Origin of the sequence: Aeromonas sp. S41-2, assembly GCF_027705845.1 — a bacterium.
Classification (GTDB): Bacteria; Pseudomonadota; Gammaproteobacteria; order Enterobacterales; family Aeromonadaceae; genus Aeromonas; species Aeromonas hydrophila.
The window spans coordinates 356665-383449 of sequence record NZ_JAPDCG010000001.1 but is presented as its reverse complement, the minus strand read 5'-3'; the positions used below and the strand labels follow the sequence as shown (position 1 = coordinate 383449).

General features: G+C 63.8%; 25 protein-coding genes. 10 read left to right on the top strand and 15 right to left on the bottom strand.

Going from position 1 to position 26785, the window contains the following annotated elements:
- Nucleotides 1-41: 41 nt before the first annotated feature.
- Nucleotides 42-1664, bottom strand: coding sequence for a methyl-accepting chemotaxis protein (locus OKC44_RS01735; protein WP_270810671.1), 1623 nt, complete (start codon nt 1662-1664; stop codon nt 42-44).
- 164 nt (nt 1665-1828) lie between these two features.
- On the opposite strand from OKC44_RS01735, the gene OKC44_RS01730 reads away from it, so the two are divergent.
- Complete coding sequence (locus OKC44_RS01730) at nt 1829-2461, top strand: LysE family translocator (protein ID WP_011705371.1); 633 nt, start codon at nt 1829-1831, stop codon at nt 2459-2461.
- A gap of 249 nt (nt 2462-2710) precedes the next feature.
- Nucleotides 2711-3499 carry a DUF1460 domain-containing protein gene (locus OKC44_RS01725; protein WP_270810669.1) on the top strand — a complete coding sequence of 263 codons (789 nt, stop codon included), beginning with the start codon at nt 2711-2713 and terminating at the stop codon, nt 3497-3499.
- A 121-nt stretch (nt 3500-3620) separates the two neighbouring features.
- Here OKC44_RS01725 and OKC44_RS01720 read toward each other — a convergent pair whose 3' ends face one another.
- From OKC44_RS01720 to OKC44_RS01680, 9 genes are all read right to left on the bottom strand, one after another.
- Nucleotides 3621-4829 (bottom strand): cation:proton antiporter, encoded by a 1209-nt coding sequence (locus OKC44_RS01720; RefSeq protein WP_270810666.1) that lies wholly within the window; start codon nt 4827-4829, stop codon nt 3621-3623.
- Nucleotides 4830-4862: 33 nt separating this feature from the next.
- Nucleotides 4863-5966 (bottom strand): beta-N-acetylglucosaminidase domain-containing protein, encoded by a 1104-nt coding sequence (locus tag OKC44_RS01715; RefSeq protein ID WP_270810664.1) that lies wholly within the window; start codon nt 5964-5966, stop codon nt 4863-4865.
- A gap of 42 nt (nt 5967-6008) precedes the next feature.
- Nucleotides 6009-7736, bottom strand: coding sequence for a potassium/proton antiporter (locus OKC44_RS01710; protein WP_270810662.1), 1728 nt, complete (start codon nt 7734-7736; stop codon nt 6009-6011).
- A gap of 243 nt (nt 7737-7979) precedes the next feature.
- A complete protein-coding gene (locus OKC44_RS01705; protein ID WP_005298986.1) occupies nt 7980-8126 on the bottom strand; it encodes a hypothetical protein in 147 nt (48 codons plus the stop codon).
- Entirely contained in the window at nt 8123-8812 is a 690-nt protein-coding gene (locus OKC44_RS01700; protein ID WP_049049210.1) for a M15 family metallopeptidase, read from the bottom strand. Before OKC44_RS01700 ends, OKC44_RS01705 begins: the two co-directional genes overlap by 4 nt.
- Complete coding sequence (gene dapE, locus OKC44_RS01695) at nt 8809-9936, bottom strand: succinyl-diaminopimelate desuccinylase (protein WP_270810657.1); 1128 nt, start codon at nt 9934-9936, stop codon at nt 8809-8811. The genes OKC44_RS01700 and dapE overlap by 4 nt, the downstream gene beginning before the upstream one ends.
- A 22-nt stretch (nt 9937-9958) precedes the next feature.
- On the bottom strand, nt 9959-10309 hold the full coding sequence (locus OKC44_RS01690; protein WP_039213134.1) for an ArsC family reductase: 351 nt from the start codon (nt 10307-10309) through the stop codon (nt 9959-9961).
- 195 nt (nt 10310-10504) lie between these two features.
- Nucleotides 10505-11416 carry a LysR family transcriptional regulator gene (locus OKC44_RS01685; RefSeq protein ID WP_005298997.1) on the bottom strand — a complete coding sequence of 304 codons (912 nt, stop codon included), beginning with the start codon at nt 11414-11416 and terminating at the stop codon, nt 10505-10507.
- 317 nt (nt 11417-11733) lie between these two features.
- A complete protein-coding gene (locus OKC44_RS01680; RefSeq protein ID WP_024943845.1) occupies nt 11734-12048 on the bottom strand; it encodes a hypothetical protein in 315 nt (104 codons plus the stop codon).
- 286 nt (nt 12049-12334) lie between these two features.
- Here OKC44_RS01680 and dcuC point away from each other — a divergent pair, with 286 nt between their 5' ends.
- On the top strand, nt 12335-13711 hold the full coding sequence (dcuC, locus tag OKC44_RS01675; protein ID WP_270810654.1) for a C4-dicarboxylate transporter DcuC: 1377 nt from the start codon (nt 12335-12337) through the stop codon (nt 13709-13711).
- Nucleotides 13712-13795: 84 nt separating this feature from the next.
- Nucleotides 13796-14935 (top strand): M20 family metallopeptidase, encoded by a 1140-nt coding sequence (locus OKC44_RS01670; protein WP_270810652.1) that lies wholly within the window; start codon nt 13796-13798, stop codon nt 14933-14935.
- A 91-nt stretch (nt 14936-15026) separates the two neighbouring features.
- On the opposite strand, the gene OKC44_RS01665 is transcribed toward OKC44_RS01670, so the two are convergent.
- The 3 genes from OKC44_RS01665 to asnS all read right to left on the bottom strand — a co-directional run bounded on the left by OKC44_RS01665 (nt 15027) and on the right by asnS (nt 18940).
- Complete coding sequence (locus OKC44_RS01665) at nt 15027-15683, bottom strand: adenine nucleotide alpha hydrolase (protein WP_270810650.1); 657 nt, start codon at nt 15681-15683, stop codon at nt 15027-15029.
- A gap of 135 nt (nt 15684-15818) precedes the next feature.
- Nucleotides 15819-17162: an anaerobic C4-dicarboxylate transporter gene (locus OKC44_RS01660; RefSeq protein ID WP_017410023.1), complete on the bottom strand. Its 1344-nt coding sequence runs from the start codon at nt 17160-17162 to the stop codon at nt 15819-15821.
- A 377-nt stretch (nt 17163-17539) separates the two neighbouring features.
- Nucleotides 17540-18940: an asparagine--tRNA ligase gene (gene asnS, locus OKC44_RS01655; RefSeq protein WP_073349576.1), complete on the bottom strand. Its 1401-nt coding sequence runs from the start codon at nt 18938-18940 to the stop codon at nt 17540-17542.
- A 193-nt stretch (nt 18941-19133) separates the two neighbouring features.
- Here asnS and OKC44_RS01650 point away from each other — a divergent pair, with 193 nt between their 5' ends.
- Nucleotides 19134-19484: a hypothetical protein gene (locus OKC44_RS01650; RefSeq protein WP_270810649.1), complete on the top strand. Its 351-nt coding sequence runs from the start codon at nt 19134-19136 to the stop codon at nt 19482-19484.
- Here OKC44_RS01650 and OKC44_RS01645 read toward each other — a convergent pair.
- Complete coding sequence (locus tag OKC44_RS01645; RefSeq protein ID WP_270810647.1) at nt 19481-20314, bottom strand: HAMP domain-containing protein; 834 nt, start codon at nt 20312-20314, stop codon at nt 19481-19483. The genes OKC44_RS01650 and OKC44_RS01645 overlap by 4 nt on opposite strands.
- A 135-nt stretch (nt 20315-20449) precedes the next feature.
- Nucleotides 20450-21724 carry an adenosylmethionine--8-amino-7-oxononanoate transaminase gene (bioA, locus tag OKC44_RS01640; protein ID WP_270810645.1) on the bottom strand — a complete coding sequence of 425 codons (1275 nt, stop codon included), beginning with the start codon at nt 21722-21724 and terminating at the stop codon, nt 20450-20452.
- 191 nt (nt 21725-21915) lie between these two features.
- On the opposite strand from bioA, the gene bioB reads away from it, so the two are divergent.
- From bioB to htpX, 5 genes are all read left to right on the top strand, one after another.
- A complete protein-coding gene (bioB, locus tag OKC44_RS01635) occupies nt 21916-23016 on the top strand; it encodes a biotin synthase BioB (RefSeq protein WP_270810643.1) in 1101 nt (366 codons plus the stop codon).
- Nucleotides 23013-24209 carry an 8-amino-7-oxononanoate synthase gene (bioF, locus tag OKC44_RS01630; protein ID WP_270810639.1) on the top strand — a complete coding sequence of 399 codons (1197 nt, stop codon included), beginning with the start codon at nt 23013-23015 and terminating at the stop codon, nt 24207-24209. The genes bioB and bioF overlap by 4 nt, the downstream gene beginning before the upstream one ends.
- Nucleotides 24199-25002 carry a malonyl-ACP O-methyltransferase BioC gene (gene bioC / locus OKC44_RS01625; RefSeq protein ID WP_270810637.1) on the top strand — a complete coding sequence of 268 codons (804 nt, stop codon included), beginning with the start codon at nt 24199-24201 and terminating at the stop codon, nt 25000-25002. Before bioF ends, bioC begins: the two co-directional genes overlap by 11 nt.
- Nucleotides 25003-25084: 82 nt before the next feature.
- The gene (gene bioD / locus OKC44_RS01620) at nt 25085-25765 is read left to right on the top strand and encodes a dethiobiotin synthase (protein WP_011705390.1); all 681 of its coding nucleotides are present in this window, start codon (nt 25085-25087) and stop codon (nt 25763-25765) included.
- Between the two features lie 112 nt (nt 25766-25877).
- Nucleotides 25878-26750, top strand: a complete 873-nt coding sequence (htpX, locus tag OKC44_RS01615) for a protease HtpX (RefSeq protein ID WP_065017442.1) — start codon at nt 25878-25880, stop codon at nt 26748-26750.
- Nucleotides 26751-26785: the final 35 nt, after the last annotated feature.

Below are 26785 nucleotides of genomic sequence, written 5' to 3'. Positions count from 1 at the left end.
CCCCGCGTGCGGGGCCTCTCTGTCTGGTCAGCGGGTTGGCGTCACAGCTGGAACTGGGACAGCTGCTTGCGCTGCTGCTCGGCGAGCTGTGACAGTTCGTGACTGGCGGCGGCACTCTGGCTGATACCGGCCGCGTTCTGGTTCACGATCTCGTGGATGTTGGTGATGTTGCGGTTGATGTCAGCGGTGACGCAGGACTGCTCCTCGGCGGCGGTGGCCACCTGGGCGTTGGCGCCGTTGATCTGGTTGACCGCCTCCGTGATGCCGCCCAGCAGCTCCTGCACCTGGCCGGAGAGCTGCTGGTTGTGGGCCAGGATGGCCAGGGTATCCTGCACGCCGCTGTTGGCGGAGAGAGACTGGCTCTGCAGCTGCTCGATGATGGCCTGGATCTCCTTGGTGGAGTCCTGGGTGCGGGCCGCCAGCATGCGCACCTCGTCGGCCACCACCGCAAAGCCGCGACCGGTTTCGCCGGCGCGGGCGGCCTCGATGGCGGCGTTGAGGGCCAGCAGGTTGGTCTGCTCGGAAATCCCCTGGATGACCTCGATCACCTTGCCGATCTGCTCGGACTGGGACTTGAGGCTGGCCACCACGGAGGCGGCGCTCTCCAGGCTGTTGGCCATGCGGCTGTTGGCCTGGATGCTCTCGGCAAACAGCGCCAGCCCCTCTTCGACCCGCTGGTTGGCATCGCGCGCCAGCTCATCGGCCAGGGCGGCGTTGTGGTTGACGTTGTCGGCGGTGCTGGCCAGCTCGGTGACGGCGGAGGCGACCTGCTCGGTTTCGCTGCGCTGCTGCTGGGCGTTGGCTTCGGACTGGGTCATCACGGCGGCGAGCTCGGTGGCGGCGGAGGCCACGTTGCCGCTGATGCCGGTCAGGGTCTGGATGGTGTTGCCAAGCTGGGTCAGGGTCTGGTTGATGTCGGCGGCCAGCTGGCTCAGTTCGTTGTCGCCGTCGGCGGTGGCGCGCACGTTGAAGCGGCCCTGGGCCACGGCGCGCATCACCTGCTGCAGCTGACCGATGGGACGCACGATGCGGCCGGACAGCCACCAGCCACCAAACAGGGCAGCCAGCAGGGCCGCGCCCATCAGCAGCAGGGTGCGCAGCAGGGTGGCGTGGTAGTGGGCCTGCTCCTGGGCGATCTCATCCTGGATCAGCTGGTTGATGTGGGCGGACATGGCATCGATCTGCTTGATGAGATCTTCCCCCAGCTCGCGAAAGCGCAGGCGGGCCTGCTCGTAGGCGGCGGGATCGCCGCTGCCCTGGTGCTTGGCGGCCAGCAGCGGCAGCATGTTGTTGCGGGTGTGGCCGAGGTAGGCCTGCAGGGCGGCAGCCACCCGGCTGTTGTCCTGCTCGGCGCCGGTGATGACCAGTCTGGCCAGAATGGAGCCGATCTCCTGCTCGGCGGCGGTCAGGTCGCCGGGCAGCGTGGCAAAGCGTTCGGGGTCGTAGAGGCCATAGATGGCGGTGGTGCGCAGCCGGTAGGTGGCGTGGATCAGGGTGGCGATGTCGTCCTTGTGACGGGTCACGCTGACGGTGGTGTCGTTCATGTCGCCGATGGCGCTGTCGATGTCCTGCTTGCCGATCCCGATCATCAGGATCATCAGCAGGCTGGCGAGCAGGAGAGGAATGAGTACTTGCAGACGGATAGAGAGATTATTCAATGACATGAAAGATCCTGACCCAGAAGAGGAACAAGGCGGCATCTTACACAGGCGCGACAAACCTTGTCACAGGTTTTTATGGCTGAAATCATGCTGAACGAAAAGGTTTTTTCTTGTGTTAAATGAATGTGATAGGCAAGATCATCGGTCTGTTACCATGGAGGTGTAGTGTGTCCGACTGGATCGATCCCGCCATTCTGGCGCTGTTTATTCCCACGTTCTTTTTTGTCTCCGTGACCCCCGGCATGTGCATGACCCTGGCGATGACCCTCGGCATGAGTCTGGGGGTACGCCGCACCCTGCACATGATGTGGGGGGAGCTCATCGGGGTCGGCCTGGTGTCGGTGCTGTCGGTGATCGGGGTGGCGGCCGTCATGCTCAACTACCCGGCGCTGTTTGCCGCCTTCAAATACGTGGGCGGCGCCTATCTCATCTGGCTCGGCATCCAGATGTGGCAGGCCAAAGGCAAGCTGGCGATCCCGGCGGATCTGTCGGCGGCCCAGGAGACCCGTCCCCTGGCGCTGGCCATGCAGGGGTTCGTCACCGCCATCGCCAACCCCAAGGGGTGGGCCTTCATGGTCTCCCTGCTGCCCCCCTTCATCAATGCGGCCAAGCCGATGGCCCCGCAGATCAGCGCCCTGGTGGCCCTGATCCTGGTCATCGAGTTCTCCTGCCTGCTGCTCTATGCCAGCGGTGGCCGCACCTTGCGCCACTTCCTCGCCAAGAGTGGCAATGTCACCCTGATGAACCGGATCGCCGGCTCCCTGATGTTTGGCGTCGGGGTCTGGCTGGCGCTGGGTTGATTCGTTTGTCAGTCGACTTGAACCTGCCGAAAAGCCCCGCCCTGCGGGGCTTTTTCGTGATGCCTGCGGCTACAAGGAGCGACCATGGATGCGGTCGCCGGGACGGGATGGGGGAGGCTGGCCACATTTGCTTACATTTATCCGGTTTGCAAACGGTTGCAACATCGTCAGTCTCGAATGGCATTCGCTTGCAGCCCCAAGAGGGTGCGAGCGGTCCGTTTTTAACATTCTGAGCAAGGAGAATTAAGGATGATGAGGCTAACCAGCGTTGCATTGCTGCTGTTTGCCGGCGCGGCGGTCGCCGGCAAAGAGAGGAACCTCGATTTTTACAACATCGAGGAGCCGCAGCTTATCGAGTTGTTTGCCCGGCAGCAGGGCTCGCCGGGTCAGTCGATCAAGGATTTCTCCGGGCTCTTTCTGGGCAATCCCTACGTCGCCAACCGGTTGGTCGGCTCGAGCGATACCCAGGAGCAGCTGGTGGTGGATTTTGGCGGGCTCGATTGCTTCACCTATCTGGATTACGTCGAGTCACTGCGTCGCGCAACGAGTGTGCATCACTTCATCGAGAACGTGATGCACACTCGTTACGTGAACGGCGAGGTCAACTACCTGACCAGAAAGCACTTCTTTTCTGACTGGGTGCATGGTGACAACCGGGTGCGTGACGTGACCCATCTGGTGGGCGGGGCCGTGGTGACCACGGCCAAGCAGCTCAACCAGAAGGCGGACGGCGGCCACTACATTCCGGGACTAGGGGTGACGGCGCGGGACATCACCTACATTCCCTCCGCCAGCATCGACGAGAACACCCTGAGCCTGCTGGAAGAGGGCGACTACATCGGCATCTATACCGATCTTGCCGGGCTCGACGTGACCCACACCGGCATCTTCATCCGTGGCGAGAACGGCCCCGTGCTGCGCAATGCCTCCTCCCTCTCGAGCAACATGCAGGTGGTGGACTCCCCCTTCCTGGAGTATGTGCAGAACAAGCCGGGGATCCTGGTCTACCGGGCCGAGGCCGAGAGGGGGAGCTCCTAGGGCTGGTTTGGCTATGGTCGGCACGGGTGCGCCTGGTGCCTGATAGCCTCATAAAGAAAAGCCCCGGGGTAATGCCCGGGGCTTTTTCGTTGGCGGCGCATCCCTTCAATGGGTCAATGGGTCACTGGGGCTTGAAGCGGGCTACCCAGGGGTTGGCGGTCAGGCCATGCAGGATGACGCTCAGTATGATGGTGCAGAGCACGGTGGCGATGATGGGGCGCTGGCCGAGGAGGGCCGGCTCGTGCTGCAGCACCATCACCGCAAAGACGATGCTGGCCAGCCCCCGCGGGCCGAACCAGCCGATAAAGAGCTTGAGCTCGGGCTTGAGGCCGGTGCCGAGCAGGCTCAGCCAGACCGGCAGCATGCGCAGCAGGGTGAGGCTGGCGGCGGCATAGAGCCAGTATTGCCAGTGCAGCAGCTCCGTCAGCATGGGCATCAGGGTGGCGCCGAACACCATCCAGATCACCACCGAGAGCAGATCACCGTACCCCTCGCAGCTGTCCATATAGGCGTGCTTGTGCTCCCCCAGTTTGCGGCCGATCAGCAGGCCGCCGACGAAGGCGGCGATGAAGCCGCTGCCGCCCAGGGTCTGGGCCAGCGCGAAGCAGAGCAGGGCCAGCCCCGGCATGGTGAGCTGGCGCCAGAGCGGCAGCTGCCAGCCGTTGAGGTAGGAGGTCTTGAGCAGGCGCAGGGTGAGGCTGGTCAGCCCCCAGGCTACCAGCAGGCCAATGCCGATCTCCTCCAGCAGCAAGGTGAGAGCCAGCAGGCCGGTGCCAGTGTGCTCCTCGGTGGGGGCGATGAGGGCGAGCAGCAGGAGCAGCACGGGTACGCAGATGCCGTCGTTGAGGCCGCTCTCCTGGTTGAGCCCCTCCCGGATGGGGGCGGGCACCGCCGGGTTGCTCACCACCGCCTTGCCGAGCGCCGCATCGGTGGGGGCGAGTATGGTGGAGAGGATCGCCATCTCCAGCAGCGGCAAATCGGGGAAGAGCCAGTGACCGAACAGGGCGCCGGCCGCCAGGGTGAGCGGCAACCCGATCAGCAGCAGCCGGATGGGCAGGGCGCGGTTGGCCAGCAGCACCTGCCAGTTGGTGTTGGCCGCGTCGCTGAACAGCACGATGACCAGGGTCAGCTCCGCCAACAGCTTGATGCCGTCGCTGTCGATGGAGAGGGAGAGCAGCTCGATGCCGCCCGGCCCAAGCAGCCAGCCCATCAGCAGAAACAGCAGGGGGCCGTTGACGAGGCGCGATTCAAAGCGCCCGGCGATCAGGCTGTAGACCAGCAGAAAGGCGGCGATCACCGCCAGGTTCTGGTAAATCAGGGACGCATCCATGCAGCCTCCTGTGGCAGGGTCTCTGTGGTGGGGTCAGTCGGTCAGGCAGTCCGGGTCGAACACGTATTCGCCATCCAGCCAGCGCAGGATCTCGCCGACGCAGGATTGGTCGCGAAACGGCAGGTAGCGAGCCTTGAGATGGGCCACTTGCTCAGGGGTCAGCTGGGCCAGCCCTATGTCCTGAAACAGCGGCAGATCGGCCTGGATCATGGCAGAGATCTGCGGGCCGCAGGTGGCATTGAGGGAGGCGTGCAGCGCCTTGTCCGGATCGTACTGTTTGCCGAGCTTGTAGCTCATCGGCAGGGTGGCCAGCGGCAGTACCGACAGCGCCGCCTGCTTCATGGGGTTGACCGCGTGGCCCGAGGTCAGCTCGGCGAGTTCTGCCGGACGGTTCTCGAAGGCGCGCAGGTGCAGGAAGCTGCTGGCCTTGCTGCCGTCGTTGACCGGGTAGTTGTCCCACAGGAACGGCTTGCGATGCAGCCACTCGGCCACCTGCTTGAGGTGGGCTACCGGATAGTCGCTGGAGCAGACTTTGGGGCCGGTCCAGAAGATGTCGAAGCGCTTGTCCAGCCCCTGCCCCAGATCCTGCAGATAGTGGGGCGGCATGGCGCCGAACACCTTCTCCAGCACGGGGTCTGTGCTGTAGTAGCTGGGGCAGAAGAGCAAGCGGCCTGCGCGGGTGTGGGCCGCGATGTCGTGGGCGATGGTGAGCTGCCAGTGGGCGAGATCCGGGGTATCCCCCTTCATGTCGTCAAACAGCACGGCTAGGATGTCGGGTTTGAGCTCATCCTCGATGAGCCGCACCTTTTCCAGCAAGGCGGGCCGCTGGCGGGCATAGTCGTGGTGCGCGCCCATGGGGCTCAGGCCCACCCCGAAGGCGAGGCCGTTGTCGCGGCACTGGCGGGCGAGCTGGCGCAGCGCCTCGAGCTGGGCGGCAGGCCAGGGCTTGGCCCAGTGCTTGCGCAGGTAGCCATCTTCCTTGGGGGCATAGAGATAGAAGCCGTAACCGTGGCGGGGCAGCCACTGGGCATAGCGGGCGCGGGCTTCCCAGCTCCAGCCCTTGCCAAAGAAGCCCTCGATCACCCCCAGCTGGGGCGAAGGGGGTTGCAAGCCGGACAACAGGGTTTGGTAAGGCATAGGTAACTCCCTTCTCGCAGAGGACGAGGCAGACAACGACGATCAGACCGGATCTTCTTCCAGAAAGCGCACCCCGATCTTGCGGGGCTCACCCTCGTCCATTTCGGCCACGGTCCAGATCAGTCCCTGCCATTCGACGTGGTCGCCGACCACCAGATTATCGCCCAACTGGTGGGCAATGAAATGGCCAAGGGTCTGATCCGCCACCTCGCTCACATCCAGCCCATAGAGCGGGGCGAGATCCACCAGGTTGGCGGCCGCCTCCAGCAGGAAGTCGCCGAAGAAGCGCGGGCCCAGATCCTGCTCCGGCGCCTGGCTGAACAGCTGGCCGAGGGCGGGCAGGTCGCGCTCGTGGCCGATGACGCAGAGGATGTCATCGGATTGCAGACAGGTACTGCCCGAGGGGTGCAGCAGTTCCTGATCCCGGAACAGGGCGCAGATGCGGGTACCCTTGGGCATGCGCAGATCCCGCAGCGGCGAGCCGATGCACCACTTCTCGTCGCTCAGGCGATAGATGAAGGTCTCCCACTGGCTGTCGAGATCGATCTCGAGCCCGGAGCGGTTGATGGGCGAGGGAGGCGCCGGCACTTCGACCCGGGCGAGGCGGGAGGCCAGCGGCAGCGAGCTGCCCTGCAAGATGAGCGAGACCAGCACCACGAAGAAGGCGACATTGAAGTAGAGCTGGGCGTTGGGCAGCCCCGCCATCATGGGGAACACCGCCAGAATGATCGGCACCGCGCCGCGCAGGCCGACCCAGGAGATGAACCAGCGCTCGCGGGGGGCGAAGTTCTTGAATGGCAGCAGCCCGATCCAGACCGAGATGGGGCGGGCGAACAGGATCATCCACATGGCCAGCGCCAGCGCCGGCAGGGCGATGGGCAGCAGTTTGTGGGGGGAGGCAAGCAGCCCCAGCACCAGAAACATGCCGATCTGGCTGAGCCAGGTCAGGCCGTCCAGCACCGACAAGGTGGTGCTGCGACTGCGCAGGGAGAGGTTGCCGAGCAAGAGGCCGGTGAGATAGATGGCGAGGATGCCGCTACCCCCCACCGCCGTGGTGAGGGCGAAGATGAGCAGGCCACCGCTGACGGTGAGCAGCGGGTAGAGGCCGGGGGCCAGCTTGGCGCTGTTGATGAGCTTCCACAGCAGCCAGCCGCCGCCAAGGCCGATGCCGGCGCCCAGCCCGAACTGCTTGAGCAGCTGCAGCAGCAGAAAGCCGGCGTTGAGGTCTTGCTGGGCGCTGGCGAGCACCTCGATCAGGGTGACGGTGAGAAACACCGCCATGGGATCGTTGCTGCCCGATTCTATCTCCAGGGTGGCGCTGACCCGCTCGTTGAGGCTGCGCCCGCCGAGCAGGGAGAACACCGCCGCCGCATCGGTGGAGCCGACGATGGCGCCGATCAGCATCCCCTGCATCAGGTTGAGGTCAAACAGCCAGGCGGCGGCGAGGCCCGTGAGGCCAGTGGTGATGGCCACCCCGACCGTGGCCAGCGACAGCGCGGGCCAGAGCGCCACCCGAAACGAGGAGACCCGGGTGCGCATGCCGCCGTCGAGCAGGATGATGGCGAGCGCCAGGTTGCCCACCAGATAGGCAATGGAGTAGTCGGCGAAGTGGATGCCGCCGGGGCCATCTTCACCGGCCAGCATGCCGACGGCGAGGAAGATCACCAGGATGGGGATACCGAGACGGGAGGAGAGCGCGCTCAACAGGACACTGGCGCCCACCAACAAGGCCGCGACGAGGAAAAAACTGTTGATGGTGACGGCATCCAATGGCGAACTCCTTCTGTCAAAATGCAAATCAGGCACATTATATGCAGTTTGTTGGGCTCGGTGTGGCTTAATTGTGCATTTATTTGCAGTTTTTTACATTTTTGGTGTCATTGCTGCGAAGGGTTCTGGCCATCAAAAGGGGGGCGCCGGCGTCGCCAGCGCGATGAGCAACGTGACCATGTTCACAAAGTGGACAGATAGCGACAGGGGCACCCGTGGGTGCCCCTGTCTGGCGGACTCGAGTCAGTCGTCCTCGTCGTCCTTCACTTCCCGGATCTTGTCCTTGTAGCGGGGCAGCTCTTTCTCCAGTCGCTTCATGTCCTTGATGGCGTTGAGAAACAGGCCGAGCAGGAAGAGCAGTGGCAAGCCTATCCAGAGCCAGAGGTTCATGTGCTACTCCTTTCGTCGGTGGCCAGGGTGACATAGCGGGCCAGGATCTCGTCGAGGTTGGCCAGTATGGTCGCCTTGCCTTCAATATCCGCCTGTTGCAGGCAAAGTGCCAGCGCGGCCGGGTCGAGCCGCTGCTCACGGGACTCAGGCGCAAAGCTGATGTGCCAGGGCTCGTAGGCGACGCCGCTGCCGGCACCGGCCGGTTTGGCATAGGGCAGGAAGAAGCCGAAGTCGTTCATGCGATCTTCAAGCCACTCGCTCAGGTCGGCGAACCAGCCACCGGCTTCATACTCCCAGGGCTCCAGCGCCAGCCTGGTGCCGGCGGGCAGGCAGTCCGGATCGTAGATGTCGAGATCGGTGCCCCAGTGGTGGCGACTGGTGCCGGGCAGGGCGCTCCAGCGCAGGATGGCGTGGAGGCGCTCCTCGTCGCTCAGTTGCAGGGCGTCGATGGGCTGGCTGTGGGCATCGAGCAGCGGTCGTTCGCCGCGCCACTTGCCGTTCCAGATGGCGAGCTGGCGATCAAAACCGCGCCAGCTGGAGGCGGGCTGCAGGTTGAAACCGGCGTGGGCGGCGGCCACCTGCATGTCGTTGAAGGCCGCCGCGGTGGCGGCCGTCAGCCGGTGCGGGCCTTGCCCCACCAAAATGAGGTGACCTTCATCCAACCCCAGCAGTTGCTCCTGGGTCATGCCAGCAACCTCGCGAGCACCCCTTGGTACATGTCTGCCAGCAGATCCAGATCGTCCGCCTTCACGCACTCGTTCACCTTGTGGATGGTGGCGTTGACCGGGCCCAGCTCGATCACTTCGGCGCCGGTGGGGGCAATAAAGCGCCCGTCCGAGGTGCCGCCGGTGGTGAGCAGGGCCGGCTGCTGGCCGTTGACCGCCTCGATGGCGGAAACCGCCGCCGCCAGCAGCTTGCCGGTGTCGGTGAGGAAGGGCTGGCCGGAGAGGGTCCAGTCGATCTGGTAATCCAGACCATGCCTGTCCAGCAGGGCTTCGACCCGCTCGCGGATATCCTGGTCGGTCAGTTCGGTGCTGAAGCGGAAGTTGAACTGGACGTGCAATTCGCCGGGAATGACGTTGGAGGCACCGGTGCCCGCCGAGATGTTGGCGATCTGGAAGCTGGTGGGGGGGAAGTAGGCGTTGCCCTCATCCCACACGGTCGCGGCGAGCTCGGCCAGCGCTGGCGCGGCTTTGTGAATGGGGTTGTCCGCCAGATGGGGGTAGGCGACGTGGCCCTGCACCCCGCGCACCAGCAGATCGCCGGTGATGGAACCGCGGCGGCCGTTCTTCACCACGTCCCCCACCACGGCGGTGGAGGAGGGTTCGCCGACGATGCACCAGGTGATCTTCTCGTGGCGCGCTTCCAGGGTGTCGATCACCCGGGTGGTGCCGTTGATGAAGGGCCCCTCTTCATCGGAGGTGATCAGGAAGGCGATGGAACCGGAGTGATCAGGGTTGGCAGCCACGAAGCGCTCGACCGCCACCACCATGGCGGCCAGCGAGCCCTTCATGTCAGCGGCGCCACGGCCGTAGAGTACGCCATCCTGGATGGTCGGCTCGAACGGCGGGGTATGCCATTTGTCCAGCGGGCCGGCGGGCACCACGTCGGTGTGGCCGGCGAAGCAGAACAATCGCCCCTCGCTGCCGCGGCGGGCCCAGAGGTTGGTGGTGTCTTCGAACACCATGGGCTCGATGACGAAGCCGAGCTTGGCGAGGCGCTCCGCCATCAGGGTCTGGCACCCTTCATCCAGCGGGGTAACGGAGGGGCGGCGGATCAGATCCTTGGCCAGTGCGATGACATCCGACATCAGCGTTCCTTAGCAAAAAAGTTTAACGAGAGAAGAGGGATTGGTAGTGATCGGCCTTGAAGCCCAGGGTCAGCTCGCCGTCCCGGTCCAGCAGCGGGCGCTTGATCATGGCCGGGTGCTCCAGCAACAGGGCGCGCGCCTTGGCGGTGTCGAGCCCCTGCTTGGCCTCGTCCGGCAGGGCGCGAAAGGTGGTGCCGCGGCTGTTGAGCAGCGCCTCCCAGCCGAGCTGGCTCAGCCAGCGGTCGAGATCGTCCGGGTTCAGGCCGTCGGCACGGTGGTCGTGAAAGCGGTAGTCGATGCCGGCCTGCTCCAGCCACTTGCGGGCTTTCTTGATGGTGTCGCAGTTCTTGATGCCATAGAGGGTGGTGGCCATGGGGAGTCCTTGTCTGCGGGCATGGGCCCGGAAAGCCGAAACTTGAATCCTGAAACGGGAAATCAAGAAGAGGCCCGATTCTGGCATTGTGGCGATCTCAAGGCAACGCCGATGCGCATGGGGGAGGTGGGGCGAGGCGCTGGTCGGGCCTGGGGGGAGGGGAAAAGTACCCGGCGCAGGACGCGCCGGCGGGTATCAGAGTTCGCTCTGGGTGCGACACCAGAGGTGCAGTTCGGATTCGAACCAGTTGAGCATGGCGTTGTTGTCGTCGCGACGATGACGAATGAGGCTCACTTCGAAGGTGGGCAGGGCGAAGCGGGTTTCGTACTCCACCAGATCCAGCAGCGGCATCAGCGGGCGCAGCACCCGGGCGGGGGAGGTGAGCAGCAGAGGCGCGCACGGCAGGATGAAGGGGGCAGCCAGAAAGCTTTGTACGATCAAGGGGGTGTGCCGGGTCATGCCGTGGGCGGCCAGCAGATCATCGACGATGCCCCCTTCGCTGCCGCGGGGCGCGACCAGCAGGTGCTGGGCCTGGGCGAAGGATTCGATGCACAGCACCTGGCCCTGCAGCGGGTGGCTGCGGTGGGCGGCGCAGATCAGCTTGTCTTCGAACAGCGGGATGCGGCGAAAACGGCCGGGCACCTCGTCCTGCTTGCTGATCACCATGCTGATGACCCCTTCATCGAGCTGACTCTCGTAGTCCGCATTGAGCGGCACCATGTGGATGCGCAGGTTGGGCGCCTGTTGTTGCAGCCGCGCCAGCAGGCTCGGCATCATCACATACTCCACATAGGTGTGGGCCCCGATGCGAAGCACTCCCTCGAACTGGGCGGGGTCGAGCTGCTCGGGGGGGCTGAAGGTCTGCTCGATGTCGTGCAGGATCTCCCGCAGCGGCAGCAGCAAGGCCTCCGCCCGGGCGGTGGGTTCCATGCCCTGGGGGGTGCGGATCAACAGGGGATCGTCATAGAGCAGACGCAAGCGGGCCAGTGCCCGGCTGACGGCCGGCTGGCTCATAGCGAGCCGTTCGGCGGCCTTGGTGGTGTTGCGCTCCTCCAGCAGTGCCTTGAGCACCACCAGCAGGTTGAGGTCGACGCCTCGTAAATTCATTCTGTGCATAATGGAATACTAATAAATCATTTCCTTAAGCAGGGCCTTCACTTTAGTCTCATTTCCCGTCGATGGTCAGCATGAAGCTTGGATAAATCAGCGATTTATGCAAACCCATGTTGTCCTGTTACCTCTTTCGCGTAGTGCCGGAGGTGGCAAGATTCGACAGCCTGAACTCTTTACTCTGGTCATCCAGAGCGTTGCTTGCTTAGTACCCGCCGTCTCGGCGGGTTTTTTTTTGCCTGCGGTTCAGGAAAAGGGGGCCCAAAGAAGTACAAAACGCGCCGGCGGGCGCGTTATTGTGAGGGGTGGATGACTCAGGGCGCAACCGGCCACTGGTAGTCAAACACCTTGGCACGCTCCCAGGGGGCGTCCGGCAGACTGGAGGAGAGGCCGGTGTATTTGCCCACATCGTCCACCACGATGGCGGAGAGGATCGGCAACTGGTGCTCGGTGCAGTACATGCGGATGCGTTGCAGCAGCGTGCGCAGCTCATCCTGGCAATTCTCCAGCCCGGCCTGCCTGGCCAGCTTGGAGTAACGAATGGTGGTGCGTTCCTTTGCAGACTCGACGAGGATGTCCCATAGCTTGTAGTCGCAGGTCGTCATGCCTGCGTTGGCTCGGTCTGTCATAACTCTCTCCGGCGCGAAACGGTCGCTGTGTGTCGATGCGCATCTTGGCCAGTTCACTGGCCCCTGACGTTGATCCAAAGCAAAAAAGCCTGAGGTTATTCGCCAGAACGCGTGGCAAAGGGATTCTAAAGGTTTGCCTTTAGTTTAAATTGCTGTTTTTTGTTAAGTGTGTAGCATTTTGTTTCATTGGGGTGCGGTCAAGCCATCTTTCTTGACGGGGATCAATGGGAAAGCGCGGTCAGACCACTAGATTCCGCTCCTCGATAACTTTATCAGGAGTGAATGTTTGGAACTCGTCTTCGTCTTGCTCGTACTGCTGGCCGTGGTCTACGGCATCGTCAAGGATTACAACCCGCAGGCGGTGCTGGCGCTGGCCGGCATGGCCATCTTCACCGTCGCCTACTGGCTGGGACTGCACCCCATTCTGCCCGCCGACAAGAGCACCGGCTTCGCCCTGTTCGACCTGTTCGAGGTGTTCAAGGGGATCTTCTCCTACCGGGCGGCGGGCCTCGGCCTCACCATCATGGCGGTGGCCGGCTTTGCCACCTACATGTCCCATATCGGTGCCTCCCAGGCGCTGGTGCGGGTGGCGGTCAAACCGGTGGCGGGCATTCAGTCCAGCTACCTGATGCTCTCCATCTGCTATCTGGTGGCGGTGTTTGTCTCCCTGTTCGTCACCTCCGCCACCGGCCTTGGCCTGCTGTTGATGGTCACCATGTACCCGGTGATGCGCAATCTCGGCATCAGCCCGGCCTCCGCCTGCGGCGTCATCGCCACCTCCCAGGCGTTCGAAATCGGCCCGACCCAGACCAACGCCATCTTCTCCGCCGGCCAATCCGGCATGGATCCCACCAGCTATTTCGTCGACTACCAGATCTGGCTGGTGGCCCCCATGCTGCTGGTGACCATGGTGCTGCACTTCTTCTGGCAGCGGCACTGTGACCGCCAGGATGGCTGGGATCCGGCCCAGCATCGCGGCGAGCACGCCGAGCTGGACGAGCAGGGTATCGACGCGGTAGCGGCGCCCACCTGGTATGCCCTGCTGCCCATCATTCCCTTTGTGCTGATGATGACCTTCTCCAAGCTGCTGGTGACCACCATCAGCGTCAGCGTGGAGGTGGCCATGCTGCTGTCGGTCTTTATCGGCATGCTGTGCGAGCTGCTGCGCACCCGCTCGGTGCGCACCGCCTTCGCCGGGCTCTCCAGCTTCCTCGACGGCATGGGCAAGGTGTTCGGCCCTGTGGTGGCGCTCATCGTCTGTGCCGAGCTGTTTGCCGAATCCCTCAAGGCCATCGGCGCCATCGACACCCTGCTGCACTCGGCCAGCAATGCCGGCATCGGCAGCGGCCTGATGACCCTGGTGATGGTGGGTCTCATCATGGTGGCGGCGGTCATCATGGGCTCGGGCAATGCGGCATTCTTGAGCTTCTCCACCCTGGCCCCCGCGGTGGCGGCCAAGTTCGGCGTACCGGCGGTGACCATGCTGCTGCCGATGCAGCTCGCCTCCAGCATCGGTCGCACCGTCTCCCCCATCGCGGCGGTGCTGATCGCCTGTGCGGGCATCGCCAAGGTCTCCCCCTTCGTGGTGGTCAAGCGCACCTGCGTCCCCATGGCCGGCGCCCTGGTGACCGCGCTGACCCTCAACTATCTGCTGTTTATGTAACCGGGCGGCGGACGGCCCGGGTCGTCCGCCCCTTTCATTCGGCCGTCGGGCGGGAGGAGTGTCCTCCCGTCCCAGGAGATGACAATGACAGACTCTCGCAACGCTTTTTCTCTGGACGCCTACCTGGTGGATCTGGCCCCCCTCATCAATCTCGATTGCGGCACCCGCACCCCGGCCGGGGTGGCGAAAGTGGCCGACATCATGACCGAGAAATATGAGGCCATCGGCTGGCAGGTGACTCGCCACCAGTTTGCCGCCGAGTGCGGACCCTGCCTCGAGGCAACCAATGCACCGGGGGCGGATCACTACGATGTGATGCTGGTGGGCCACATGGACACCGTCTTCCCCGTGGGGACAGCCGCCAAGCGCCCATTGAAAATCGAAGGCAATCAGGCCTTTGGCCCCGGTGTGTCGGACATGAAGAGCGGCTTGCTCTCCACCTGGTATGCCTTGAAAGAGATGGACCCGGCCGTGTTGGCCAAGCTCAAGGTGCTGGTCTGCTGCAACTGCGACGAGGAGATTGGCTCCCCCTGGTCCAAAGAGTGGCTGGTGGAAAAAGCCAAACAGAGCGGCTGCGTGCTGGTGGCCGAGGCGGCCCGCCCCAACGGGGATCTCATCAGCGCCCGCAAGGGCAATGCCAAGTACCGCATTACCTTCCATGGCAAGGCCTCTCACGCTGGCTCGGCGCTGAGCGAGGGGATCTCCGCCATCACTGAGCTGGCCCACTGGGTGCTCGCCATCAACGAGCAGGTCAACCTCGATACCGGCACCACCATGAACGTGGGGGTAGTGCAGGGGGGCACCGGCGTCAACGTGGTGCCGGATTTTGCCGAGGCGATCGTCGACTTGCGCTTCTGGAGCAATGACGAAGCAGCCGCCGTGCACGAGCGGCTCACCTTCATGGCCAACAACCCCTTCCGCGCCGGTTGCCGGGTCGAGGTGGATCGCCAGAGCTTCAAGCCGGCGATGCGCCCGAGTGGCGACACCGAGGCGCTGATGGCGTTGGTGGCTGCGGCAGCGAAAGAGGAGGAGATCTCCTTCAACTGGCTGGAGGCCGGTGGCGGCTCGGATGCCAACTTCACCGCCGCCGCGGGTGTGCCGTCGCTCGATGGCTTCGGCCCCATGGGCGGCGGTTTCCACTCGGAGGCGGAGTTCCTGCTGCTGGATAGCATAGAATCGCGCATCCGCCTGCTGCAGCGGGTGCTGGGCAAGCTGGCCAAATAGGCCAGCGTCAAAGAAAAGCAAAACGGGAGGCCATCGCCTCCCGTTTTTTATCAGCCTTGCCAGTGCATAGAGATCGAACGGCGCTGCGTCGCTACCTCTCATCCTCCAGCAGATAGGCAAGCCGTTCCTGACGGGCAACCTGCCAGTGACCGAGCACCAGCGGCGCCGAAAAGCCGGGGCCGTCGGTCACCATGGTGTGGTACTCCCCCTGCTCGCCGCAGGCATCGAAGCCCCGGCTTGCCGCCAGCTGCTGCAACTCGGCCAGGGTGGCGGTATCGAGGGTGCGCCCCACCCACTCGGGGGCCAGCACATGGGTGTCGACGCAGGAGAGATGGGCGACGATGCCCCGGGTCAGCAGGTCTGCCAGCAGCGCCTCGCGGCTTTGCTGCCAGAGCGGGGTGTGAACGGCCAGATCGAGCGGGCGGCAGCGCTCGCGGATCCAGTTTGGCGCGCCGCCCACGCTGTCGATGTCGCCGGTGACCACCCCATCCAGGCGCCACTCCTCTTTCAATGCCGCCAGCGCCCGCTCATAACCGAGATCGAACGGCGCTTTTATGGTGATCAGCAGATGGGGCAGCCCGAGAGCCGCCGCCTGCCGACGCACCTGTGACAGGGGATGGGCCAGAAAGCGGGGTTCGGGCGGGGCAAAGGTGGCCAGTGCCACTACCTGATGACCCGCTTCGCGGGCATGGCAGAGGGCCTGCATGGCATCCTTGCCGCCGCTCCAGAGCACGATGACGCGAGACATGGGGGAGATTCCGCAAAGAAAAGAGGGGTCATGCTACCCAGAGTGCGGGCGGTTGGCAAAACGGGATGGGGCAGGGGGCAAAACAGCAGGCCCCCGGGTGGGGGCCTGCTGAACTGGCTAAGCGGTGCGTGTTGCTTAGAGCAGTATGCTGGTCAGCAGATAACCCAGGGTACAGGAGGTGGCGACCCCGATCAGACCCGGAATGATGAAGCTGTGGTTGATGATGAACTTGCCGATGCGGGTGGTGCCGGAGCGGTCGAAACCGATGCAGGCCAGATCGCTCGGGTAGGTCGGCAGCACGAAGTAGCCGTAGCTGGCCGGCAGGAAGGCGATCAGCAGTTTCGGCTCTACCCCCAGCGCCAGCCCCATGGGAGCGATGGCGGTAAGGGCAGCTGCCTGGCTGTTCACCAGCTTGGAGATGAGGAACAGCACCAGGGCATAGGTCCAGGGCTGGGCCTGCACCACGTGGGCCAGGGTTTCTTTCAGCAGCGGCATGTGGGCCTGGAAGAAGGTTTCGCTCATCCAAGCGACCCCGAATACCGAGAAGATCGCCACCATGCCGGCCTTGAACACGGCGCCGTTGGAGATGTCACCCGGTTTGACCTTGCAGCGCATCAGGATGATGGCGCCGGCGATCAGCATCATCATCTGGATCACCAGGTTCATGGAGAGCGGGCCAGTCTTGCCACCCATCTCGAACACCGGGCGCAGGGAGGCGTCGGCCCCCAGCACGACCACGGCGGCGATGGCGGCGAAGAAGATCCAGGTAGACCAGTAAGCCTCTTTCGGGAACTTGGTGTTGAGCAGGGTCTCACCGCCGCCGTAGACGAAGGCACGCTGCTCCGGATCCTTGATCTTGGCCTGGAACTCTTCGTCCTTGTCCAGATCCTTGCCGCGACGCAGGCTCCACAGGGCTGCGACTATGACCCCGGTGAGCGAGGAGGGGATGGCTACCATCAGAATGTCGAGCAGGCTGTAGGCCTGACCGATGCCGTGACCGGCCGCCAGAATGGAGACCATGGAGACCACGGCCACCGACACCGGCGAGGCGCAGATCGCCATCTGGGAGGCGACGGAAGCCACCGCCATCGGCCGTTCCGGGCGGATGTTCTTCTGCAGTGCGATGTCGGCGATGATGGGGAACATGGTGTAGACCACGTGGCCGGTACCGCACAGGAAGGTGAGGGTCCAGGTGGTGAGCGGCGCCAGCAGGGTGATGTACTGGGGGTGGCGGCGCAGCAGACGCTCGGCCACCTGCATCATCAGGTTGAGACCGCCGGCGGTCTGCAGGGTGGCGGCGCAGCCGATCACCGCCAGTATGGTTAGCATCACCTGCACCGGTGGTTCGCCCGGGGTGAGACCGAACACGAAGGTCAGCAGGAACAGACCGATGCCGCTGATGAGACCCAGCCCCATACCCCCAAACCGGGTACCCAGCAGCAAGCAGCCGAGTACCACCAAAAATTCCATCAAGATCATTCCATTACCTCGCGTTATTTAATCCATGTCTGTGCTGTGTTGGGCTCATGGACCGGGATTGTCTGTTTTTTATTTAGCCCTAAAGGGTTAGTGGTTATTGTGCCTGCCAAAAAAGGGCAAAAATTTGAGGTACTTCAATAACTCATCGCTTTTTGATTTAACGTCATAAAAACCACGTATTAACGTTTTTGTTATTTTGCGGGCAATAAGTGGCAGCGTATGGGGCTCAACGGCTGGCGCGGGGCGGGTGTGTCAGCAAGGGGGCGTGACGGAGGGCGGCAAGAGTGATTAATTGTGGTGCTGGCAAGGCCGTCCGGCCGCCGGACGGGCAACAAAAAGCCGACCCTGAGGTCGGCTTTTAAGGCAACGTCCTGTAATCAGAACTCGGCGGTGCGCGGGGTGCGCGGGAAGGGGATCACGTCGCGGACGTTGCCCATGCCGGTCACGTAAACCACCAGGCGCTCGAAGCCCAGACCGAAGCCGGAGTGCGGCACGGTACCGTAGCGGCGCAGGTCGCGATACCACCAGTAGTCTTCCTTGTTCAGACCCATCTCGGCCAGACGGGCATCCAGCACGTCCAGACGCTCTTCACGCTGGGAGCCGCCGATGATCTCGCCAATGCCCGGGGCCAGTACGTCCATGGCGGCGACGGTCTTGCCGTCGTCGTTGAGGCGCATGTAGAAGGCCTTGATGTCTTTCGGGTAGTTCTTCACTACCACCGGGGACTTGAAGTGCTCTTCGGCCAGGTAGCGCTCGTGCTCGGAGGAGAGGTCGATACCCCAGGAGACCGGGAACTCAAACTTCTTGCCGCAGTTTTTCAGCACTTCGATGGCATCGGTGTAGTCAATCTGGGCGAAGTCGGAGGCGACGAAGCGCTCCAGACGACCGATGGCGTCCTTGTCCACGTGCTGGGCGAAGAACTCCAGATCGTCGCGACGCTCGGCCAGCACGGCGTTGAAGACATACTTCAGCATGGCTTCGGCCAGGGCGGCGTTGTCTTCCAGATCGGCGAAGGCCACTTCTGGCTCAACCATCCAGAACTCCGCCAGGTGGCGGCTGGTGTTGGAGTTTTCGGCGCGGAAGGTCGGCCCGAAGGTGTAAACCTTGGACAGTGCGCAGGCGTAGGTTTCGACGTTGAGCTGGCCGGATACGGTCAGGAAGGTCTCTTTGCCGAAGAAGTCCTTGTCATAATCCACCTTGCCTTGCGGGGTGCGCGGCAGGTTTTCCATATCCAGGGTGGAGACGCGGAACATCTCGCCGGCGCCTTCGGTGTCGGAGGCGGTGATGAGCGGCGCGGCGATCCACAGATAGCCCTGTTCGTGGAAGAAGCGGTGGATGGCCTGGGAGAGGCAGTTGCGTACCCGGGTCACGGCGCCGACCACGTTGGTACGAGCGCGCAGGTGGCCCTGCTCGCGCAGGTATTCGATGCTGTGACGCTTGGCAGACATGGGGTAGGTGTCCGGATCTTCGACCCAGCCTACTACCTTGACGTCGGTGGCCTGCAGTTCGAACGCCTGGCCGCTGCCCTGAGACTCGACCACCAGGCCAGTCACTTCCACCGAGCAAGCCGTGGTCAGACGCAGCACTTCATTCTCGTAATTGGCCAGGGTATTGGGGACGACTGCCTGTACCGGATGGAAACAGGAGCCATCGGAGATGGCCAAAAATGAGATCCCCGCCTTGGAATCGCGGCGGGTCCGGATCCACCCTTTGACTGTCTGGGTGGTGCCGACCGCATACTTACCGGTCAGCACATCTACTACGGATGCGTGCGTCATCGAAATATTGTCTCCAGCTTGTTCTTGCAGCGCTATTTGCAACACTTGGGGTCTGGCCCGGGCAATCTTGGCCCATCATGGCAGACTAAGCCGTCAATCTTACCCGCGCAGGTTTGATAAACAAGCAAAAATGTCGGACTCTGGGGGGGATTTCGGCGCCTATCGGTGGATTGGCGGGCCAATGTAACGGGGGATGGACGTGAAAGAGCGGCGACGGGGGCCGGACCGGCTGACACGGGTGTTGCAGGGGCTGGTGATGCTCTGCTGGGGCGGCTTCATCGGCCTGCTCTCCCTCTACCACTTCGCCAGACCGCAGACGGCCTACGGTTTTCTGGTCTATGGCGGGGTCAGGGTACGCCAGAGCTGGGATCCCCTGCTCACCCCCTGGCTGCTGCACTGGCTCTGGGGTTGCTGCCTGCTGACCCTGGCGGTGCTGCTGGCAGAGCGCCGACGCTGCCGGCGGCAGGAGGACACGGGGCGGGTGCACCTGACCATCTTGCTGCTGATCCTGATCGCCACTCTGCTGTTCTACTACCTGGGCTAGCCCTCTTTTCTTCTCTCTGTCGCCTTCTGCTCGCTCCCCTCCATCGGCGCGGCGGGCCGTTTGCCGAGCTGACGCTCCACGCTGTCGAGCATCTGGTTGTAGGCGAGCGCCACCCGGCCAATCTCGTCCCCTTCATCTCCTTCCAGCCGGTGGCCGAAGTCGTGCAGGTCGGTGGCCTCCTCCATGGAGCGGGTCAACTGGTTGAGGGGGCGGACGATCCAGGTGCGGATGACCCAGAGGGTCAGCAACAGCCCCAGGCCGAAGATGACGGTGAGGCTCAGCGCCGAGGTGAGGATGTTCTGCTCGACCCGGGTAAACAGGGTGTCGAGGGAGTAGTCAAAGCGCACCGCCCCCAGCACGGTATTCTCCGGCACCAGGTGGCAGCTGGTGCAGTCGGTGCCGCGAAAATCCTTCTTGGCCAGCAGCGGGCGGGTCACCACCAGCTTGCTGTGCATGCCGTCGTGCACCACCTCCAGGCTGCCCTTGCCGGCCAGTGCCAGCTCATCGAACCTGTCCTTGGGCTGCTCGCTCTGGTGGCCAGCCCCGTACTGCTTGCTCACCGCCTCGCTGCGCACGATGCGGGCATCCTCCACGTGGGCGTGCTCGAGAAACTTGCTGCGCAGGGTGTCGCGGGCATCCATCTTGCCGGTCAGCATCAGCATGTTGAGGCCGTCGAAGTAGGCCTCGGTCTGCTCGCGGCTCTGCTCTTTGATGAGGGTCAGGATCAGGTCGCGTTCGCGCACCGCCTGGTAGGCGGCGGAGAACACCAGCACCATGGAGAAGATGAACAGCAGGAAGAAGTTGATTTTGGCAGCAATGGAGAGGCGCATGGGAACGGTACATCTGTTGGGTAAAACCCGCGCAGTCTACGCGTCTTGGCCGCCCGGGTCTGGTGTCTTGCTCACATTCTGATGAAAAAGAGTCAAAAGACCCTGCCTGGTCGGGCAGGGCCTGCCACGTCTGACTCAGAACTCGCCGCTGTGGATGGCGGCGGTGATGGCGTTGGTCAGCACGGTTAATTGTGCCGGGCTGATGACGAAGGGGGGCATCAGATAGACCAGCTTGCCAAACGGGCGGATCCAGGCTCCCAGTTCGACGAACTTGCGCTGGATGCGCGCCACGTCCACCCGCTCCCTCATCTCTACCACCCCGATGGCGCCAAGCACCCGCACATCCGCCACCGCCGGGTGCAGGGTCAGCTCCACCAGTTCGGTTTTGAGTTGATGCTCGATGGCCTGCACTCGCTCGGCCCAAGGTGATGCCAGCAGCAGATCGATGGAGGCGTTGGCCACCGCGCAGGCCAAGGGGTTGCCCATGAAGGTCGGCCCATGCATGAAGACGCCGGCTTTCCCATCACACACGGTGCGAGCCACATGCTCGGTCGTGAGCGTGGCCGACAGCGTCAGGTAGCCGCCGGTGAGCGCCTTGCCCAGACACATGATGTCGGGGCTGATGCCGGCCCAGTCACAGGCAAACAGCTGGCCGGTGCGGCCAAAGCCGGTGGCGATCTCGTCGGCAATCAGCAGCAGACCGAACTCGTCGCACAGGGCGCGTACCCACTGCAGGTAGCGGGGATGATAGAAGCGCATGCCGCCGGCGCCCTGCACGATAGGCTCGAGCACGATGGCGGCGATTTCCTCGTGGTGGTCCGCCACCAAGGTGGCGAGCTCCACCACACACTGCTCGTCCCACTCGGCGTGGAAGCGGCAGCTGGGCGCTTCGACAAAATGGTGCTCGGGCAGGAAGCCCTTGTAGAGCTCGTGCATGCCGCCATCCGGATCGCAGACGCTCATGGCGCCGAAGGTGTCACCGTGATAGCCGCCGCGCAGGGCGACAAATTTGGCCCTGGGCGTCCCCTTGGCGTGCCAGTACTGCTGCGCCATCTTGAGCGCCACTTCCACCGCCACCGAGCCCGAGTCCGCCAGAAACACCCGATCCAGCCCAGCCGGGGTGATCTCCACCAGCTTGCGACACAGATCAACGGCGGGGGCGTGGGTGAGGCCGCCAAACATCACGTGGGACATCTTGCCGAGCTGGGCTGTGGCGGCGGCATCGAGCTCCGGCACCTGATAGCCGTGCACGCAAGCCCACCAGGAGCTCATGCCATCCACCAGCTCGCGGCCGTCGCTGAGGGTGAGGGTCACTCCCTTGGCACTGGCCACTTCATAGCAGGGCAGGGGATGGGTGAGGGAGGTATAGGGGTGCCAGACGTGGTGCAGGTCGAATTCTTGATTGGTCATTTTATGTTCTGTTGTCAATTGGTTTGATCTGGTCGGTGTTGACAGTCTACGCGCGCTCTCTACACTAGCCAACAATTTCAGCCACTTGGCTGCGTGCAGCCCGACTCGGGTGCAGGCCGGGTGGCGGCTTCTGTGTTTGCCCATGCAAGCTGGCGGCGCAGGATCCCACTTATAACAATTGGAAGCCATGTATGAATGCTGTCACCGCGGGCGCTCACGCCCTTCGTCACGACTGGACCCTCGCCGAGGTTCAAGCCCTGTTTGCCCTGCCATTCAACGATCTGCTGTTCCAGGCCCAGACCGTGCACCGCGCCCATTTCGATCCGAACGAAGTACAGGTGAGCACCTTGCTCTCCATCAAGACCGGTGCCTGCCCGGAGGATTGCAAGTACTGTCCCCAGAGTGCCCGTTATCACACCGGCCTTGAGGCCGAGCGGCTGATGGAGGTGGAGAAAGTGCTGGAGCGGGCCCGCGAAGCCAAGGCCAACGGCTCGTCCCGCTTCTGCATGGGGGCGGCCTGGCGCAACCCCAAAGAGAAGGACATGCCCTATATCCTGCGGATGATCGAGGAGGTGCGTGGGCTCGGCATGGAGACCTGCATGACGCTCGGGATGCTCACCGCCGATCAGGCGTCACGCCTCGGCGCCGCGGGCCTTGACTACTACAACCACAACCTCGATACCTCGCCGGAGTTTTACGGCGACATCATCACCACCCGCACCTATCAGGACCGGCTCGATACCCTAGAGCATGTGCGCGGCGCCGGCATGAAGGTCTGCTCCGGCGGCATCGTCGGCATGGGTGAGCAGGCAAAAGATCGGGCAGGCCTCTTGATGGCGCTGGCCAACCTGCCGCGCCACCCGGAGAGCGTGCCCATCAACATGCTGGTCAAGGTGAAGGGCACGCCGCTGGAGAACCAGGAGAACCTCGATCCGTTCGAATTCATCCGCACCATCGCCGTAGCACGCATCATGATGCCGGCTTCCCACGTGCGCCTCTCCGCCGGACGGGAGAAGATGAACGAGCAGATGCAGGCCATGTGCTTTATGGCGGGAGCCAACTCCATCTTCTACGGCTGCAAACTGCTGACCACTCCCAACCCGGATGAGAACAGCGATATGCAGCTGTTCAAGCGGCTCGGCATTCGCCCCGCCCAGCGGGCCCAGAAGCCGGATGTGGTGCAAACATTGGAACTGGAAGCCGAGCTGCTGGCCGAAGTGAGCCGCCAGAGCGAGCCCGCCGAGCTGTTTTATGACGCCACCCGCCCCCGTGCCGGGGCCGCGCGGTCATGAACGGCCCTGCAGTAACGGGCCCTTTTGGGTTGAGCGCGGCGCTGGCCGAACGCGAGCAGGCAGGCCTGCTGCGCAGCCGCATCGCGACCGACGGGGCGAGTGGCGGACGGCTCAGGGTGGCGGGGCGCTATTACCTCAACTTTTCCGCCAACGACTATCTGGGGCTTGCCGGTCATCCCGCCATCAAGACCGCCTTCCAGGAGGGAATTGACCGCTATGGTGCAGGTGCCGGCGCCTCGCCGCTGGTGACTGGTTACAGCCGGGCCCACCAACAGCTGGAAGAGACGCTAGCCGACTGGTTGGGGGTGGAGGCGGTGCTGCTGTTCAACTGCGGTTTCTCGGCCAATCAGGCGGTGCTCAAAGCCCTGCTCGGCAAGGATCACCTGCTGTGGCAGGACAAACTCAACCACGCCTCCCTGCAGGAGATGGGCAGCCAGCTGCCCTGCAAGATGAAGCGCTTCGGTCACAACGACATGGCGGCCCTTGAGCGTCAACTCGAGCCAAGTCGAGGCTTGATCATCTCGGAGGGGGTGTTCAGCATGGACGGGGATCAGGGCCCCTGGCGCGAGCTCGCAGCCCTGGCTGCCCAAAGCGGCAACTGGCTGATGATCGACGATGCCCACGGCCTCGGCGTGCTGGGGCCACAAGGGCGCGGCACCCTGGCGGCGCAGGGGGTTGCTCCTGCCAGCGTGCACATCCAGATGGGCACCTTTGGCAAGGCGCTCGGGGTGGCCGGGGCCTTTGTGGGGGGCAGCCGCGAGCTGGTGGCGTATCTGGTGAACTTCGCCCGCCACTACGTCTACAGCACCCATATGCCCGCCGCCCAGGCTTGTGCGGTGCGCCAGAGCATCGCGCTGGTGCGCGCCGCCGACGAGGCCCGCGCCCAGCTTGGTCAGCTGATCACCCGTTTTCGGCAAGGGGCACAGGCGCTGGGTTGGCAACTCGGTGCCAGCGCTACCCCCATCCAGCCGTTGCTGGTGGGGGAGAGCGGTGCAGCCCTGCAACTGGCCGAGCAGCTGCGCGAATGCGGCGTCTGGGCCGGCGCCATCCGCCCGCCCACGGTGCCGGTCGGCACGGCGCGGCTGCGCATCACCTTGAGCGCGGCCCACCGTGAACAGGATGTGGATCGTCTGCTCGATGCCCTCGGCCCCTGCCCGGTGGACGACGAGAGAGGAGGCCCCCATGCTTCATGAGCGTTTTCAGGCGGTCGACAAGGCCCAGCTTGCCCGCCGTTTCGGCGCCGCCGCCCGTCACTACGACGCCCACGCCCGCTTCCAGCAGGAGGTGGGGCAGGCGCTGCTGGAGCGGATGCCGGACAGGCAGGTTGGCACAGATCTGACAGTGAGCGGGCTGGATCTCGGCTGTGGCACCGGCTTCTTCCTGCCGGCGTTGGCCGGGCGTTGCAACGAGCTGACCGGGCTGGATCTGGCCCCCGGCATGCTGGCGCAGGCCGCCCTTCGCGGCAGCGGCGCCCGTCTGCTGTGCGGCGATGCCGAGCAGCTCCCCTTTGCCGACGAGACGTTTGACTGGGTCTTCTCCAGCCTGGCGCTGCAGTGGTGCGAGCGACCGGCCCAGGCCTTTGCCGAGCTGCACCGGGTGCTCAAACCCGGCGGCCGGCTGCTGTTCTCCACCCTGCTGGTCGAGTCGCTCTGGCAATTGCGTGAGGCCTGGCGCACGGTTGACGAGTGTGATCATGTCAATCGCTTCCTCAGCCTGCCACAATTGCAGCATGCCATCGCCGCTGGCGGTTTTGCCGCCCCGGCGCTGGAGAGCCTGACCTGGTCGCTCGGCTACCCCGAGCTCAACGGCTTGCTGCGCGATCTCAAGGGGATCGGCGCCAGCCAGGTCAATGACGAGCGTCATACCGGACTGAGCAGTCGCCAGCGTCTGCTGCGCCTGAGCCAGGCCTATGAAGCCCATCGCCAACCGGACGGCCTGCTGGCCGCCAGTTATCAGGTGTGCCTCGGCCAGCTGATCCGCCGCTAACCGGCCTCATGGGCCGAGAGAATTGAGAAGCCGCTGCCCGCCATCGCGAGCCTGGGCCGCGGCCCCGTATTGAGGAGTCATCATGGTCAAATCCTTCTTCGTCACCGGCACCGATACCGATGTGGGCAAGACGCTGGTCGCCCGCACCCTGTTGCTGGAGTTCGCCGCGCACGGTCTGCGCTGCGCCGGTTACAAGCCCATCTCCGCCGGCTGTGCCCGCACCCCGGACGGGCTGCGCAATCTTGATGCCGTGCTGCTGCAGGAGGCGGCGAGCCTGCCGCTGCCCTACGATCTGGTCAATCCCTACGCCTACGAGCCGCCCATCGCGCCCCATATCGCCGCCAGCGAAGCGCGCGATGCCATTACCCTGAAGGGGTTGTCGGACGGGCTGCGTCAGATTGAACAGGCGGGGGCCGAGCTGGTGGTGGTGGAGGGGGCGGGGGGCTGGTTCCTGCCGCTCGATCGCAAGCATCTGCTGTCGGACTGGGTCAAGCAGGAGAACATGCCGGTCATCATGGTGGTGGGGGCCAAACTGGGCTGTCTCAACCATGCCCTGCTCACCTTCGCCGCCATTCGCAACAACAACCTGCCGGTGGCGGGCTGGGTCATCAACCGGCTGCACGGCTCCATGAGTCACTATCAGGAAAACCTGGACACCCTGCGGGGCTTGCTGCCGGCTCCGTTTTTGGGTGAAATACCCTTTGTAAACAATCCGCTCGAGGCTGATCTGCGCGGGCGACTCGACATTTCGCCCCTGCTCTGAATCCGACATTCAGCGAACATTCATAGAAACTGTCTATTATGCGTGACAGGTGTGGCCCGACCGGCAGCGAACTGGTGACGGGCCACGCGTCCATATCTCACAAGGAGTCAATATGAAGCGAATTATGCTATTCCTGGTGACCAACCTGGCCGTCATGCTGGTGCTGGGGGTGGTACTCAATATCCTGTTCTCGGTTCTGGGGATCAACAAGTCCAGCATTTCCGGTCTGTTGGTGTTCTGTGCCGTGTTCGGTTTTGGGGGTTCCTTTATCTCCTTGCTGATGTCCAAGTGGATGGCCAAGCGCAGCTATGGCGTCCAGGTCATCGAGCAACCCCGTAATGAGACCGAGCACTGGCTGGTCAGTACCGTGGCTCGTCAGGCCCGTGAAGCGGGCATCAAGATGCCGGAAGTGGGGATCTACGACTCCCCCGAGATGAACGCCTTCGCCACCGGCGCCCGCCGTGACGACTCGCTGGTCGCCGTGTCGTCCGGTCTGCTCTACAGCATGAGCCGTGACGAGGCGGAAGCCGTGCTGGCCCACGAGGTGAGCCACGTGGCCAACGGTGACATGGTGACCCTGACCCTGATCCAGGGGGTGGTGAACACCTTCGTGATGTTCTTCGCCCGCATCGTGGCCGGCGTCATCAGCAACTTCTTCAGCTCCAATAATGAGGAAGAGAGCAGCAGCACCGGCGGTTTTGCCTACATGATCACCGTGTTCGTGCTGGAGATGCTGTTCGGCGTGCTGGCTTCCATCATCGTCATGTGGTTCAGCCGTCAGCGTGAATTCCGCGCCGACGCCGGTGCCGCCAAGCTGGCTGGCCGCGACAAGATGATCGCCGCGCTCCAGCGCCTCTCCCGCGGTGCCGAGCCGCAGCTGGAAGGCTCCATGATGGCGTTCGGCATCAACGGCAAGCGCTCCATGAGCGAGCTGTTCATGAGCCACCCGCCCATCGAGCAGCGCATCGCCGCCCTGCGCGGTTAAGCGTACCGTACCAATGAAAACGGCTGCCCTTGGGC